The organism is Halomonas sp. G15 (assembly GCF_021282295.1).
GTDB lineage: Bacteria > Pseudomonadota > Gammaproteobacteria > Pseudomonadales > Halomonadaceae > Halomonas > Halomonas alimentaria.
Genome location: NZ_JAJSPA010000028.1, coordinates 13,506 through 27,663, shown reverse-complemented (window position 1 = coordinate 27,663; position 14,158 = coordinate 13,506). Strand labels below are relative to the sequence as shown.

11 protein-coding genes and 2 tRNA genes are annotated in these 14,158 nt (G+C 66.6%); 4 read left to right on the top strand and 9 right to left on the bottom strand.

Annotated features, from left to right (window positions below; translation table 11 throughout):
- Nucleotides 1–294 precede the first annotated feature (294 nt).
- The 3 genes from LWH48_RS12965 to gltX all read right to left on the bottom strand — a co-directional run bounded on the left by LWH48_RS12965 (nt 295) and on the right by gltX (nt 2,008).
- Nucleotides 295–370, bottom strand: a tRNA-Glu gene (locus tag LWH48_RS12965).
- Nucleotides 371–394: 24 nt separating this feature from the next.
- Nucleotides 395–470, bottom strand: a tRNA-Ala gene (locus LWH48_RS12960).
- A 59-nt stretch (nt 471–529) separates the two neighbouring features.
- A complete protein-coding gene (gene gltX / locus LWH48_RS12955) occupies nt 530–2,008 on the bottom strand; it encodes a glutamate--tRNA ligase (RefSeq protein WP_232912901.1) in 1,479 nt (492 codons plus the stop codon).
- Between the two features lie 135 nt (nt 2,009–2,143).
- Between gltX and LWH48_RS12950 the strand changes: the two genes are divergently transcribed.
- A complete protein-coding gene (locus LWH48_RS12950) occupies nt 2,144–2,884 on the top strand; it encodes an SDR family NAD(P)-dependent oxidoreductase (RefSeq protein ID WP_232912900.1) in 741 nt (246 codons plus the stop codon).
- 105 nt (nt 2,885–2,989) lie between these two features.
- A complete protein-coding gene (locus tag LWH48_RS12945; protein ID WP_232912899.1) occupies nt 2,990–3,586 on the top strand; it encodes a helix-turn-helix domain-containing protein in 597 nt (198 codons plus the stop codon).
- Between the two features lie 29 nt (nt 3,587–3,615).
- Here LWH48_RS12945 and LWH48_RS12940 read toward each other — a convergent pair whose 3' ends face one another.
- The gene (locus LWH48_RS12940) at nt 3,616–4,221 is read right to left on the bottom strand and encodes a hypothetical protein (RefSeq protein ID WP_232912898.1); all 606 of its coding nucleotides are present in this window, start codon (nt 4,219–4,221) and stop codon (nt 3,616–3,618) included.
- Nucleotides 4,222–4,349: 128 nt separating this feature from the next.
- Here LWH48_RS12940 and dusA point away from each other — a divergent pair, with 128 nt between their 5' ends.
- Nucleotides 4,350–5,345, top strand: a complete 996-nt coding sequence (gene dusA / locus LWH48_RS12935) for a tRNA dihydrouridine(20/20a) synthase DusA (RefSeq protein ID WP_232912910.1) — start codon at nt 4,350–4,352, stop codon at nt 5,343–5,345.
- A 29-nt stretch (nt 5,346–5,374) separates the two neighbouring features.
- Here the strand turns inward: dusA and LWH48_RS12930 are convergent, their stop codons facing one another.
- On the bottom strand, nt 5,375–6,406 hold the full coding sequence (locus tag LWH48_RS12930) for a succinylglutamate desuccinylase/aspartoacylase family protein (protein ID WP_232912897.1): 1,032 nt from the start codon (nt 6,404–6,406) through the stop codon (nt 5,375–5,377).
- A 174-nt stretch (nt 6,407–6,580) separates the two neighbouring features.
- On the opposite strand from LWH48_RS12930, the gene LWH48_RS12925 reads away from it, so the two are divergent.
- Nucleotides 6,581–7,195: a TetR family transcriptional regulator gene (locus tag LWH48_RS12925; protein ID WP_232912896.1), complete on the top strand. Its 615-nt coding sequence runs from the start codon at nt 6,581–6,583 to the stop codon at nt 7,193–7,195.
- Nucleotides 7,196–7,208: 13 nt separating this feature from the next.
- Here LWH48_RS12925 and LWH48_RS12920 read toward each other — a convergent pair whose 3' ends face one another.
- From LWH48_RS12920 to LWH48_RS12905, 4 genes are all read right to left on the bottom strand, one after another.
- A complete protein-coding gene (locus tag LWH48_RS12920; protein WP_332875628.1) occupies nt 7,209–7,907 on the bottom strand; it encodes a hypothetical protein in 699 nt (232 codons plus the stop codon).
- 155 nt (nt 7,908–8,062) lie between these two features.
- Nucleotides 8,063–11,242: an efflux RND transporter permease subunit gene (locus LWH48_RS12915; RefSeq protein ID WP_232912895.1), complete on the bottom strand. Its 3,180-nt coding sequence runs from the start codon at nt 11,240–11,242 to the stop codon at nt 8,063–8,065.
- Entirely contained in the window at nt 11,239–12,504 is a 1,266-nt protein-coding gene (locus LWH48_RS12910) for an efflux RND transporter periplasmic adaptor subunit (RefSeq protein WP_232912894.1), read from the bottom strand. Before LWH48_RS12910 ends, LWH48_RS12915 begins: the two co-directional genes overlap by 4 nt.
- A gap of 117 nt (nt 12,505–12,621) precedes the next feature.
- The gene (locus LWH48_RS12905) at nt 12,622–14,124 is read right to left on the bottom strand and encodes a TolC family outer membrane protein (protein ID WP_232912893.1); all 1,503 of its coding nucleotides are present in this window, start codon (nt 14,122–14,124) and stop codon (nt 12,622–12,624) included.
- Nucleotides 14,125–14,158: the final 34 nt, after the last annotated feature.

The window sequence follows — 14,158 nt, the reverse complement described above, 5'->3', positions numbered from 1 at the left end:
AATCGCCATGATCAGCGGCCTGAGCTTAGATTGATCATTTTTTGATCGCGTATAAACTGTTGTTTTTAAAGGGATTTAATTAAAAGCCAGGCAGCACGGGCCTTTGCGGCCGAACTATGCACAGACAGCCGCACGGAACCATGCCGAGTGGACAAGTCAAGCGGAAATCGCCACGAAATCGGCGTCAGGGAGGGGGTATAACGTGAGAAATGTCAACGCTGGCAACAGGCGCTTTGAGGTATCACCGGGGAACAAAAAGGGCACCCGCAAGGGGGTGCCCTTTTTGAATCAAGATGGCGTCCCATAGGGGGTTCGAACCCCTGTTCCCGCCGTGAAAGGGCGGTGTCCTAGGCCACTAGACGAATGGGACGTGACCTTCACGCTGCGCACGAATTGGTGGAGCCTAGCGGGATCGAACCGCTGACCTCAACACTGCCAGTGTTGCGCTCTCCCAGCTGAGCTAAGGCCCCAACGTGCCGTGAAGACGAGGCGTATGTTACTGATCCGCCCCGACTTCGTCAACTATTTTTCAGAGCTCCCTGTATTCCTTCTCGAAGCGCTTGGCCTGCTTCTTGGAGACACCGCCCAGCACCTCGATGGCGTGGCGCAGCCGTGCCCGGGTCATGTCCGAGCCGAGGATCGCCATGGCATCCATCACCGAGGTGCTGGAGGGCGAGCCGGTCACGGCAATGAACACCGGAGCCAGGAACTCCTTCATCTTGAGCTCGAAGTGTGCCGCAAGCGCCTTGACCTCGGCGAGCAGCGCCTCCTTGTGCCAGGCGGGTAGCGTCTCGAAACGCCACACCAGGAACTGCAGCAGCTTGAGCAGGTCCTCGCGGCCCAGCTTCACACCGTCGAAGCTCTCCTCGGTGATGCGCGGCAGGCCGGAGAAGAAGTGCCCCGCGAGCGGCACCACCTCGGAGAGGGTCTCCACGCGTGGCCGCACCTGGGGCAGGATCTCCCTGACGTAGGGCTCGTTGAAGGCCCACTCCATCAGCGCCTTGAGGAAACCCTCGTCGTCCAGCTCCTCGCGGATATAGAGGCCGTTGAGCCAGGTCAGCTTCTCCAGGTCGAAGACCGGCCCGCCCAGCGAGACCCGCTGGATATCGAAGTGGGCCATCATCTCGTCGAGGCTGAACTTCTCACGCTCGTCGGGCATCGACCAGCCCATGCGGCCCAGGTAGTTGGTCACCGCCTGGGGCAGGTAACCCATGCGCCGGTAGTAGTTGATGGAGGTCGGGTTCTTGCGCTTGGAGAGCTTCGACTTGTCCGGGTTGCGCAGCAGCGGCATATGGCAGAGTTCGGGCATCTCCCAGCCGAAGTACTCATAGAGCAGCTGGTGCTTGGGGGCGGAGTTGATCCACTCCTCGCCGCGCAGCACATGGGTGATGCCCATCAGGTGGTCGTCCACTACATTGGCCAGGTGGTAGGTGGGCATGCCGTCGGACTTGAGCAGGATCTGGGCATCCACCTGGGCCCAGTCCACCTCGATGGTGCCGCGCAGCATGTCCTGCACCACACAGGTACCGCTGGCCGGCACCTGCATGCGCACTACATGTGGCCACCCCTCCTTCTCGCGGCGTGCCTGTTCCTCGGCGGGCAGAGCCAGGTCGGCGGGCTTGAGCGCCAGGTGCATGCCCGCGGCCTTGCGCGCCTCGCGCAGCTCGTCCAGCTCCTCGCTGGTGCGGTAGCAGCGGAAGGCGTGGCCCGACTCGATCAGCTGCCGGGCGTACTCCGCGTAGATATCGCCGCGTTCGCTCTGGCGGTAGGGGCCATGGGGGCCGCCCACGTCGGGCCCCTCGTCCCACTCCAGGCCCAGCCAGCGCAGCGAGTCGAGGATCATCTGTTCCGATTCGGCGGTGGAGCGCACCCGGTCGGTATCTTCGATGCGCAGGATGAACTGACCGCCGTGCTGGCGGGCGAAGCACAGATTGAACAGGGCGATGTAGGCGGTGCCGACGTGGGGGTCGCCGGTCGGTGATGGCGCGATACGCGTGCGTACGGTCATGTCGTTACGGTGTCCCGGGTCCGATGGTGGATGGATGGCGGCATTATACGCACCTGCCGACGCCTCGGCAGCCGTGGCCGGGAATCATCCTGCCTGACCGGGGTCAATGTCTGGTCATCTGCGAAGGAGAGCGTGATGCTCGGCCAACTCCCCGAGGGCTTTACCGCCCTGATTACCGGTGCCGGAGGCGGCATCGGCGCTGCCGTGGTGGACGCCCTGCTGGCGAGTCCGCGACCCGGCCGCGTGATTGCCGTCAGCCGCCAGCCGACAAGCCGCAACGACGAGCGCTTCGAGGGCCTGGCCCTGGATCTCGCCACACCGGAGGGGCGCGCGGGCCTGGCACACCATCTCGACGGCCGCCCGCTGCACCTGCTGTTCAATGCCATCGGCCTGCTTCACGACGAGGGCCATGGGATCCACCCGGAGAAGCGCCTCGACGACCTAGACCCACAGGCGCTGGCGCAGCTGTTCGAGATCAATGCCATCCTGCCGGCGATGCTGATCCAGGCGCTGCAGCCCGCCCTGAAGGGAAGACACCCCGCGCTGGTGGCCAGTCTGTCGGCTCGAGTGGGCTCCATCGGGGACAATCGCCTAGGCGGCTGGTACGGCTACCGCGCCAGCAAGGCAGCCCATAACATGCTGATGCGGACCGCGGCGGTTGAGTTGCGCCGCCTCAACCCCGACATCACGGTGGTCTGCCTGCATCCGGGCACCACCGATACCGGTCTCTCCCGCCCCTTCCAGGCACGGGTTCCCGAGGGCAAGCTGTTCTCCCAGGCCTTCGTCGCCGAACGGCTGCTCACCGTGCTGGGCGAACGCGCCTCCGAGGAGAGCGGCAGCTTCTACGACTGGGCTGGCGAGCCGGTCGCCTGGTAGTCCACGCTGATGCAGCGTTGGCTGCACGCTATTGCACAGGCCCAGTTGATCGCAGATCATCTTGGGTCATCACAACAACCTCACGAAAGTCGACAGGATGGAGACATGCACCAACTAGGCCCGCGGATCAAGGCGTTGCGCGAGGAAGCCAAGCTCAACAAGGCCGCCCTCGCTCGCCGGGTGGGTGTCTCGGACGTGACCATCTCCTACTGGGAGTCCGGGGCCATCAAGCAGATCGGTCATGAGCGCCTGGTCGCCCTGGCCCGCGCCCTGGAATGCCCGCTCTCCCGCCTGCTGGAGGGTGACAGCAGTAACCGCGCCGCGCCGCTCTATCTGCGGAGACACCCGCCGGCCCCCTGGCATGATCGCCACGCCGGTCGCATCGACCTGCCCTTCGAACTGGTGCCCGAACTCGAGTGGGAGGGCGACTGCTTCCTGGTCACGCCGGCCCCCGACGAGCCCTTCGACTATCTCGCCCCCGGCGACCTGGTCGCCGTGGCGCCCACCGACATCTTCCGCCGCGCCGGCCTCTACCTGATCCAGCAGGAGGGCGAGCACCGGGTACGCCACGTCACCCAGGCCACGGACGGCGCCCTGCGCTTCGCCCACCCCGGCGCCGACACCTCCTCGGGCTACACCTCCGACACCCTGCTGCTGGGCAAGCTGCTGGCACGCTGGCAGCCCGGCCTGCTACAGACATGATCGGCTAGCGGCGCCCTTCGGACGGGCGCCTACTCGACTCGCAGCACTTCCACCCGATCGTGGGTACGGCGCGTCTCGCTGCCCACCAGGAAACGCTGGCTGAAGCTCGCCACCTGCCCCAGGCCATGCCTGGATTGCCCCACCAGGGGACCGCTGAGATGCTCGTTCTCCTCGCCCAGACGGTCACGCACCGAACGTGGCTGAACGCTGCTCTCCTGCACATCGACGGTGACGCGATAGCCACCATCCGGCAGCCCGCTGCCGGGGCCGAAGGGACCCGCCACGAAACCGCCAGCCTCCACCGACACGCGCTCGCGCCAGCGCACCCCGCTGAGTTCCCTCTCCACGATGACCTGCAGGCGAGTTGCCTCGGGCAGGTTGGTGCTGCCCTCCACCGTCAGACGCCGATCACTACCCAGTCGGGAGGTAATCTCGATCGCCGCCGGCTGGTCGAAGGGCGGCACCTCGGGTGCCTCGGGCTCGGGCGCAACCTGCGGCTCAGGAGTCTCGGCGGCGGAGCTCGTCTCGGCTGGCTCGCTCGCCGGCGGCTCGCCCTCGCCACCGCACCCGGCCGTCGCCAGCGCCATTCCTACCAGCAACGCCCACGAAAGTATCGCGCATCGAGCCCTTGCCATCTGCCATCTCCGACTATGTCATTAACTCTCAGGCTACCACTCCCGGGGGACTGGCGTCGTCCACCCCTCGGCCTGACCGCGGGGGACTGATAAACTATGCGCCTTCTCGACCGACACCCGTGATGCCGATGCCCCAGCTCGACCGTACCTTCTCCGTGGCCCCCATGATGGACTGGACGACCCGCGACTACCGCGCCTTCGTCCGGACCCTGACGCGCCACGCCCTGCTCTATACCGAGATGGTGACCACCGGGGCCATCCTGCACGGTAGTCCTCGCGAGCGCTTCCTCGGCTTTGATGAGGTGGAGCATCCCCTCGCCCTGCAGCTGGGCGGCAGCGATGCCGGCGAGCTGGCCGAGTGCGCGGCCATCGCCGAGGCGTGGGGCTATGACGAGGTCAACCTCAACGTCGGTTGTCCGAGCGATCGGGTGCAGAACAACCTGATCGGCGCCTGCCTGATGGGCCACCCGGAGAAGGTGGCCGCCGCCGTGCGCGCCATGCACGAGGCGGTATCGATCCCGGTCACCGTCAAGTGTCGCATCGGCATCGACGACCAGGACGAGGACACGGATCTTTCGCGCTTCATCGAGATCGTCGCCGACGCCGGCTGCGACACCTTCATCGTGCACGCCCGCAAGGCGTGGCTCGAGGGGCTCTCCCCCAAGGAGAACCGCGACGTGCCGCCGCTCAACTACCCGCGGGTGCATCGCCTCAAGGCGAGCCGCCCCGAGCTTCACATCGGCATCAACGGCGGCATCACGACATTGGACGAGTGCCGCGAGCAGCTCGAGCGCGTCGACAGCGTGATGATCGGCCGCGAGGCCTATCAGAACCCCTGGCTGCTGGCCGGCGTCGACCAGGCCCTCTACGGCGTGCCGGGGCCGGCCGAGAGCCGCCACGGCGCGGCCCGCGCCCTGCGCCCCTATATCGCCCGTCGCCTCGACGAGGGCGCCAAGCTCAACCACCTCACCCGCCACCTGCTGGGGCTCTTCCAGGGCCAGCCGGGCGGACGCAAGTTCCGCCGTCACCTCTCAGAGAACGCCCATCGCGAGGGCGCGGGCCTGTCGGTGTTCGACGATGCCCTGGGCCTGGTCACCGAGCGCGAGACCCGCGCCGTGGCCTGAGGCCACTCGGTACACACTCAGCACACTATTCAGTAGAGCGGGTCGGGTGGCGGCTCCAGGCTGGAGTGGAAGTCCTCGATGGCGCTCTCCGCCTCCTCGATGGCATCGAAGCGCGCGATATGGAACAGCGCCTCGCCCTCGTTGGCCAGCGGCAAGCGGCTCATGCCGATGACGATACCGTCGGCCATGGCATGCACCTCTCCTTCCGCGTTGCCGAAGGGATCCGCCACCCGGCCCAGCACATCGCCCTTGGCCACCCGGGCACCCAGGCGCACCTTGGGGCGCAGGATGCCGTCGATGGGTGCCCGTGCCCAGCTCGAGCCATTGGCCACCTCGGCGGCCGGCGGATCGCGACGACGCCGCTCACCGGCCAGCATCCCCAGGCGGCGCATCACCCTGATCACCCCACGCACGCCGGGGGTGATCGCCCACTCGTCGAAGCGCAACGCCTCGCCGGCCTCGTAGGTGAGCACCGGGATGCCACGATTCTGGGCGTAGTGACGCAGGCTGCCCTCGCGCAGCTCGGCGTTGAGGATCACCGGTGCCCCGAAGGCGTTGGCCATGAGTTCGGTCTCGCTACCCGCCACCAACTGGGCGCGGATCTGGGGCAGGTTGGTGCGGTGGATCGCCCCGGTGTGCAGGTCGATGATATGCGTGGCCTGATCGACGATCGCCTCGCGGAACAGTGCCGCCATGCGCCCGCCCAGGGAGCCCGACTCACTGCCCGGGAAGCAGCGGTTGAGATCGCGCCGGTCGGGCAGGTAGCGACTGTGCTGCACGAAACCGAAGACATTGACGATGGGGGCGGCGATCAGTGTCCCGCGCAGCCCCTGGAGCTGCTTCGAACGCAGCAGACGGCGCACGATCTCCACGCCGTTGATCTCATCACCGTGGATGCCACCGCATACCAGCAGCGTGGGCCCTGCCTGGCGGCCGTGCACCACCTCCACCGGAATCGAGAGCGGCGCATGGGTATACAGGCGTGCGGCGGGCACGTCGATCTGGGTCCGGGAACCGGCGGCAATCCTGACGCCGGCGAGATCGAAGGGGGCTCTGGCCATCGGGCGCTCCTTGAGCTGACGTTCACCGAATCCTTATACGCCCCGCGAGCGGCGATGGCGAGGGCTCTCGCGAACCATGACGTCGACAAGGGTGCCAGGCATACATGCTTGTATGTAAATGCCCGAAGGGATCGGGTAGAATACTGGCATCTTTCCCCGCATGAGGCTCGTTCCATGGCCCGACGCACCAAGGCCGAGGCCGCCGCCACCCGCGAGGCACTGCTCGACGCCGCCGAGGAGGTATTCCTCGAGAAGGGGGTCGCCCGTACCTCCCTGGAACAGATCGCCCGCCACGCCGGCATGACCCGCGGTGCCGTCTACTGGCACTTCCGCAACAAGGCCGACCTCTTCCAGGCGATGCTCGGCCGGGTGCGCATGCCATTCCAGGAACTGGTTGCGGAGATCGGTGATCCAAGTCTGGTGGAGCGCCCCCTGGAGGCCATTCGACTGGCCATCCTGAAGGGGTTCGAGCGTCTGGAGCAGCCTCACTACCGGCGAGTCCACGCCATCCTGATTCACCACTGCGAGGTGTTCGGCGATATCGACCCGCTGGCCATGCAGAACGAGATGGCCGACGAGGCCTGCGGTGCGCAGGCCGACTACTTCGCCTGCGCCGCCCGCCTGGGCCATCTGCGCGACGACCTCTCGCCGGTCATCGCCGCCGAGCTGATGCAGGCGATGCTCGGCGGCCTCTTCCACGACTGGCTGCGCAACCACGAGCGCTTCTCGCTGGTGGCCAAGGGCCGCGAGCTGGTGGATACCCAGCTCGCCCTGATGCGTCGTGCCTAACCACTCAGACCCATCAAACGGTGGCCGAGCGGCCTCCACCAAGGCGCAGGCGGTGGAGGTGTGAGCGCGCCTCTCGAAACTCCGTGGCGTCGACGCTGCGATAGGCGCCCTCCTCGGCCACGTATTTCACCAGCACCCGATGCTCGCCGACGTGAGGCATGCTGTCTGCCTTGCCGTGCAGGCGCACCTCATGCTGCGGATCATCGACCAGGGTTGCACGCGTCCAGCCCTCGCCATCCGGTTCGGCCAGTACCTCGACATGCTCCCCCAGCAGGCAGCGCTGGTGGCCGAGCAGGTGGCGGTGAAACCAGCGCCGCATCGAACCGCAGAGAGCCGCGGCCAACGGCGAGGCGATGGCGAAGGCGCCCCACAGCACCACCACGCCCAGCGGCACCCGGAAGAAGCCCAGGTCAAGCCAGCGCAGGCCAAGCAGCTCCACCGCCAGGGTGATGGCCGCGGCCAGCAACAGCAGCACCGACAGCGAGAAGGAGGCCGGCACCCCAGCGAAGCCCAGAGCGACCAGCGAGCTCGAGAGGTAGTCCCCCTTCAGGCTGTCGTGCTCGAACAGTTCCAGCGGCACCAGGCGCAACGCCACCAGCACCCAGTAGAGCAGTACCAGCGGCATCAGCACGCTGAATACCACCACCGGAAAACTCAGCGCAATCTCCACAATGAACTGCATGGCCACCTCCTCGCGGTAATGTTTAGCCAACGAATCAACTCCTGCTCCTCACTATAGCCGATCCGCCGCGTCCCGTGGCGAGCCCCCCGTGACCTGCGTCATGGCCCGTCGCACAAGGGCCCATGACAACAGGGGGCGCCTCCCGTGAGGCGCCCCTTGTCATGCTGGCCCGACTGCGAGCAGGGCTAGCCCTGTTCGGATGCCGGGGCCTGGCGCTGCGTCTCCTTGCCTTGCAGCTTGCGTCCCAGCCAGTCGGAGATGGCGGCGATCATGGCGTAGAAGGTGGGCACGAAGAAGCTGCCCAGTATCGCCACCGAGGCCATGCCCACCGCCACCGTGGTGCCGATGTGGTGGCTGCTGACGTCGCTGGCGCCGGTAGCCAGCGCCAGCGGCAGGGTGCCGAAGATAAAGGCCACGGAGGTCATCACGATGGGACGGAAGCGCAGCTCCGCGGCGCTGATGGCGGCCTCGCGGATCGTCTTGCCCAGCTCCTTGCGCTGCAGCTCGGCGAACTCGACGATCAGGATGGCGTTCTTGGCCGCCAGGCCCACCACCACCAGCATGCCGATCTCCACGTAGACGCTGGTATCCAGCCCGCGCAGGGCGATACCGCCGATGGAGCCCAGGAAGGCGAAGGGCGTGGCCGTCAGTACCGCCAGCGGCAGCGACCAGCTCTCGTACTGTGCGGCCAGGATCAGGAACACCATCAGCAGGCCGAAGATGATCGCCAGGCTGGCGGTGCTGCCCACCTGACTCTCCTGGTAGGCGGTGCCGGTCCAGCCCATGCCCCAGTTGCCGCCGAGCTCCTCCTCGACGATCTTCTCCATGGCAGCGATCGCCTGGCCGGAGCTGTAGCCTTCGGCCGGGCCGCCCTGGAACTGGGCCCCCAGATAGACACCGAAGCGTGACACCACCGCCGGCTTGGCCTGGCGCTCCAGGGTCACGAACTCCGAGAGCGGGATACGCTCGCCGTTGCCGCCACGCACATAGACCTTGCTCATGTCATCCGGCGTCTTGCGGAACTCGTCCTCGTTCTGCAGGTAGACTTGGAAGTTGCGGTTCTGGTAGCTGAAGTAGTTGACGAAACCGTTGCCGAAGGTATTCGACAGGGTGGCGTTGAGCTCCTCCAGCGGCACCCCGTAGCTGAGCGCCTTCTGCTGGTCGATCTCGGCACGGTAGCCCGGCACGTTGACGTTGAAGGTGGTGAACACTTGCTCCAGCGCCGGGTGCTCGGCCGCCGCCTGCATCACCTGGGCCGAGGCCTGGAAGAGCTCTTCGGAGCTGGCCCCCTCGAAGGACTGCAGGTAGCCGGTGAAACCGCCGGTGGTGGAGAGCCCCATGATCGGCGGCACGTTGAAGGCCATGGCCGAGCCGCCAGGAATCTCGGCGCCCAGCTGCATGATGCGGCCTACCAGTTCATCGGCGGTCAGCTCGCGCTCCTCCCAGGGCAGCATATTGATGAACATCACGCCCCGGGCGGTATTCACCGCGCTGGAGAGGATGTCGTAGCCTGCCACGGCGGAGCTGTACTCGACCCCCTCGATCTCCTCGATCCGGGAGCTCAGCTCGGCCATATAGGCCTCGGTGCGCGCCAGTGAGGCGGAGTCCGGCAGCTGAACGCTGGCCAGCACCACCCCCTGGTCGGTCTCGGGCACCAGGGTCGAGGGCGTCGCCTGATAGAGCCACCAGGAGCCGCCGATCATCAGGCCGGTGAGCAGCAGCGCCAGCCCCCAGAAGCGCACCAGCGCCCTGACCACCCACATGTAGCCGGCGGTGATGCCGGCGAACAGGCTGTCGAAGAGGCGCAGCGGCGTGTTGATCGCGCGCATCAGCTTCGACTCGCCCATCTGCGGCTTGTGCTTGATGAAGATCGCCGACAGCGCCGGGGTGAAGGTCAAGGCCATCAGCGCCGAGAAGGCCACCGAGATCGCCACTGTCAGCGCGAACTGCTGGTAGATCTGCCCCGTGAAGCCGCCCAGGAAGGCCACCGGCACGAATACCGCCGCCATGATCAGCGAGGTGGCGATGATCGGTCCTCCCACCTCCTTCATGGCGCGGATGGTGGCCTGGGTAACGGAGATCTCCTCGTCCTCGCTGAGCACCCGCTCGACGTTCTCCACCACCAATATCGCGTCGTCCACCACGATGCCGATGGAGAGCACCAGGGCGAACAGCGTCAGCAGGTTGATGGAGAAGCCGAACATGTAGAAGCCGGCGAAGGTGGCCAGCACCGAGACCGGCACCACCGACATGGCGATCACCGTGAAGCGCCAGTTCTGCAGGAAGATAAACAGAATCACACCGACGATCAGGAAGGCTTCGATGAAGGTGTGGAACACGGTTTCCACGGAGGCGTCGATGAACAGGGTGGTGTCATAAGGCACCACCTGCTCCAGCCCCGGCGGGAAGCGCCCCTCCAGCTCGGCCATGGTGTCGTAGACCGCCTGGGCCGTCGCCAGGGCGTTGGCCCCGGGCTGCTGGTTGATGATGATCGGCGTCATGGTGGCGCCGTTGAGCTCGGCGTCGACCCCGTAGAATGACGCCCCCAACTCGATACGCGCCACGTCATCCAGACGCAGCGACGAGCCGTCGGGGTTGGTGCGCAGGAAGATGTTGCGGAAGTCGTCGACGTTGTTGAGGCGCCCGCCGGCGGTGATGGTATAGGTGAAGGCGCGCGGCTCACTCTGGGGCGTGCCGGCCAGGCTGCCCGCCGGCACCTCGGTGTTCTGGGCACGAATGGCCGCGGCCACCTCGGTGGGCGTCAGGTCGTACTGGGCCAGCTTGTCCGGGTCCATCCAGATACGCATGGCGAACTCGCCGCCGCCCAGCACCTCGGCCTCGCCGACGCCGGGCACCTGGCGCAGCTCGTCGAGGATATTGAGGGTGGCGTAGTTCTGCATGTAGACGTTGTCGTAGTCGCCTTCCGGCGAGATCAGCGCCACCAGCATCAGGATCGAGCTGGAACGCAACTCCACGGTCACGCCCTGGGCCTGCACCTGCTCGGGTAGCTGCGACAGCGCCCCCTGCACCCGGTTGTTGACGTTGATGGTGTTGATATCGCCATCGGTGCCGATATCGAAGGCCACGTTGAGGCTCATCATGCCGTTGTCGGCACTGTTCGAGGTCATGTAGAGCATGTCCTCGACGCCGTTGATCGCCTCCGCCAGGGGGGCCGCCACCGTCTGGGCCACCGTCTCGGCGTCGGCCCCGGGGAACCGGGCGGTCACGGAAACGGTGGGAGGCACCACGCTGGGGTATTGCTCGATGGGCAGCACCCGCATGCTGACCACCCCGATTACCGTCAGGATGATCGCCAGCACCGTGGCGAAGATCGGCCGCTTGATGAAGAAGTTGGAGAAATTCATGAGGCGTCGTCCTCGGCGTCCTCAGCGAGAGCCCCGGACTCGTCCGCCGCTTCCATCTCCTGCTGCTCGGCCTGCCGTTCCTGTTCCTCGACCTCCTCAACGATCTCGCCGGCCTCGCCATCAAAGGGCTGCGGGTCGATGGTGACACCCGGCTCGATGCCGGCCAGGTCGCCGACCACCACCCGCTCTCCGGGCTCCACGCCGCCGCTCAGGATCTGCCAGGGACCGGCCACCTCGGCCAGGTCGACCGGGCGCGCGCGCGCCACGTCGTCCTCGTCGAGGACGAACACCTGGGGGCCCATCAGGCCCTGGCCGATGGCGATCTCGGGCACCGCCAGCACATCGAACCGCTTGAGCCCTTCCAGGCCGACGCGCACGAACTGGCCGGGAAGCACGCGACCCTCGGGGTTGGCGAAGGTGGCACTGGCCTGCACCGTGCTGGTGGCCTCCTCCACGCGGGAGCCGAGGAAGTCCAGGCGACCCACGAGGGGCTCGCCATCGCCGCCGTCCAGGCCGGGAACCTGCAGCACGGCGCGGATCTCCTCGATGGCACCCAGGTCATCCAACTGGCGACGCAGCTCGAAGGCATCGCGCTGGGGCAGCTGGAAACGAACTTCCAACGGGTCCAGCGGGGTGATGGTAGCAAGCTGGGTGCCGTTGCTCACCAGGTTACCCACGTTGACCCGGGAGAGGCTAATCATTCCCGACACCGGCGCGGTGACCTCGGCGTAGTCGAGATCGATCCGGGCACTGGCCAGCGCCGCCTCGGCCTGGGCCACGGCGGCCTGGGCGACGCCCAGTTCGGCACGCGCCTGGTCGTATTGCTGGCGGCTCACCGAGTTCTGGCTGAGCAGGCGCTCGAAGCGCTGGGCATCGCGCTGGGCACGGGTGAATTCGGCACGCGCGCTCTGCAGGTCGGCCTCGCGCTGGTTCACCGCCGCCTGGTAGACATCCGGCTCGATGGAGTAGAGCACCTGCCCCTCCTCCACCATCTCGCCGGGTTCGAAGTGGCGCTGCTCCAGGGTACCGGTGACGCGCGCCACCAGGGTGACCTCGTCGTCGCTGCGCAGCAGCGAGGGATAGGAGCGCTCCAGGGCAACATCCTGGCGGGACAGCTCGGCCACCTCGACCGGGTGCGGCGGCTTCTCCTGCCCGCCCTGCTGGGCCTGCGCAGGTGCCTCGTCCTGACCACAGGCGGCCAGGAACAGGCCGGCGACCAGGACGAGAAGGCCCGCCCGGCCGAATCGGAATGCGGTTTTCATGCGTGGGGTTCCCGTTATGGCGTCAAGTTGGAACGAATCTTACATTCATTCTTGTATGGATGTAAATATTAGCCGCCTAAGCAAAGCCCAGGCGGCTAATGTCCGCGATACCTGCCGCTAGGGCGTGGGGCGCTCGCCGATATCCATCACCGGGTCGCTGCCCCTCTCGTCAGGCAGCTGGAAATCGACGCTGCCGCCATCGAGCCAGGCGTTGACCTCGGCCAGGGCCTCCTCGTCGAGGGTGCCGGCTTGCTGGCGCAGGGTCAGCAGGTTGATCACGTAGTCGTAACGAGCACCGGCCAGCTCGGCGATGGCGTTGTATAGGTTCTGTTCGGCGTTGAGCACATCGACGATATTGCGGGTACCCACCTCGTAGCCGGCGCGCGTGGCATCCAGGGCGCTCTGGTTGGAGACCACCGCCTGGGCGCGCGCCTCCACCGTGGAGACGTCGTTGGTCACCCGGGTATAGCTGGAGCGTACGTCCTGGATGGTGCTGCGACGCTGGTCCTCGAAGTCATACTGGGAGGACTCCAGCAGATAGGTGTTCTGGCGTACCGAGGCGCTGGTGCGGCCCCCGGTGTAGAGCGGCAAAGTTGCCTCCAGACCAATTTGACTATTTGAGTCATAACCACTTACACCATCTGCATCACTGTCCGCGTAGCTGTAGTTGGCGAAGGCGTTGACCCGGGGCAGGCGCCCGGCGCGGGCGATCTCCACCGCGCTGCGCGATACCTCGATGCCGGCCTGGCTGGCCAGCACCTGGGGATTGTTCTGCATGGCCAGCTCGACCCAGGCACCGCGGTCGGTCGGCGTCGGGGGCGCGATGGCGAGCGCCTCGCCCAGGGCGTCGATGCTCTCGTAGCGCTGGCCGGTGAGCCGCTCGAGGGCCTCGAAGCGCACCTGCAGGTCGCTCTCGGCGGCGATACGGATCGCCCTGGCCTGGTCGAAGGCCGCCTTGGCCTCCTCCACCTCGGTGATGGCGATCAGGCCCACCTCGAACTGCTCACGGGCCTGCTCGAGCTGGCGGTTGATGGCGCGCTCCTGGGCGCGGCGCGCCTCCAGCACCTCATGGGCGCGCAGGATCTCGAAGTAGGCGGTAGAGACGTTGATCAGCACGCCCTGCTCGGTGGCGGCCAGGCGATAGAGCTGCTGGTCGATCTCGCGCTCGCTGCGCTCCACCTGGCGGCTATCGATGGCGTTGAACAGCGCCTGGGTAGCACGTAACTCCAGCCCAACACTGTTGACGTTGTCATCTTGCGAGGACGTACCACTCGCAAGCGCTGCGGCAATCTGCTGCTGCTCAGCGGTAAGCCCACTAAAGTCCGAGCCCGACCTGGAACTTGATTGATTTTCATAGTCACGACTATGTGTGGCGCTGCCTCTAGCTTCGACCTGGGGCAACAGGTCCGCCCGCTCCACGTCACGCCCCGCCTCGACGCCGCTGGTCTGGGAGCGCGCCGAGGCCAGCTCGGCGTTGTTCTGCAGGGCGTCCCGGGCGATGGTCAGCAGGTCCGCCGCCTGGGCGGGCGCCGCCAGGGCGGAAGCCACCATCATCGGCAGCAGGGCACGGCGCAGGACTCGCGCAGGGCGGGCACAACGCGACGGGCAGGGTGACGTCATCGGCTCATCCTCGATCGATGGGAAGTTGATATAC

Bases quoted from the DNA above. Each gene is read 5' to 3' on its own strand.
- gltX (WP_232912901.1), bottom strand. From the start codon at position 2,008: ATGACCGTACGCACGCGTATCGCGCCATCACCGACCGGCGACCCCCAC.
- LWH48_RS12950 (WP_232912900.1), top strand. From the start codon at position 2,144: ATGCTCGGCCAACTCCCCGAGGGCTTTACCGCCCTGATTACCGGTGCC.
- LWH48_RS12945 (WP_232912899.1), top strand. From the start codon at position 2,990: ATGCACCAACTAGGCCCGCGGATCAAGGCGTTGCGCGAGGAAGCCAAG.
- LWH48_RS12940 (WP_232912898.1), bottom strand. From the start codon at position 4,221: ATGGCAAGGGCTCGATGCGCGATACTTTCGTGGGCGTTGCTGGTAGGA.
- dusA (WP_232912910.1), top strand. From the start codon at position 4,350: ATGCCCCAGCTCGACCGTACCTTCTCCGTGGCCCCCATGATGGACTGG.
- LWH48_RS12930 (WP_232912897.1), bottom strand. From the start codon at position 6,406: ATGGCCAGAGCCCCCTTCGATCTCGCCGGCGTCAGGATTGCCGCCGGT.
- LWH48_RS12925 (WP_232912896.1), top strand. From the start codon at position 6,581: ATGGCCCGACGCACCAAGGCCGAGGCCGCCGCCACCCGCGAGGCACTG.
- LWH48_RS12915 (WP_232912895.1), bottom strand. From the start codon at position 11,242: ATGAATTTCTCCAACTTCTTCATCAAGCGGCCGATCTTCGCCACGGTG.
- LWH48_RS12910 (WP_232912894.1), bottom strand. From the start codon at position 12,504: ATGAAAACCGCATTCCGATTCGGCCGGGCGGGCCTTCTCGTCCTGGTC.
- LWH48_RS12905 (WP_232912893.1), bottom strand. From the start codon at position 14,124: ATGACGTCACCCTGCCCGTCGCGTTGTGCCCGCCCTGCGCGAGTCCTG.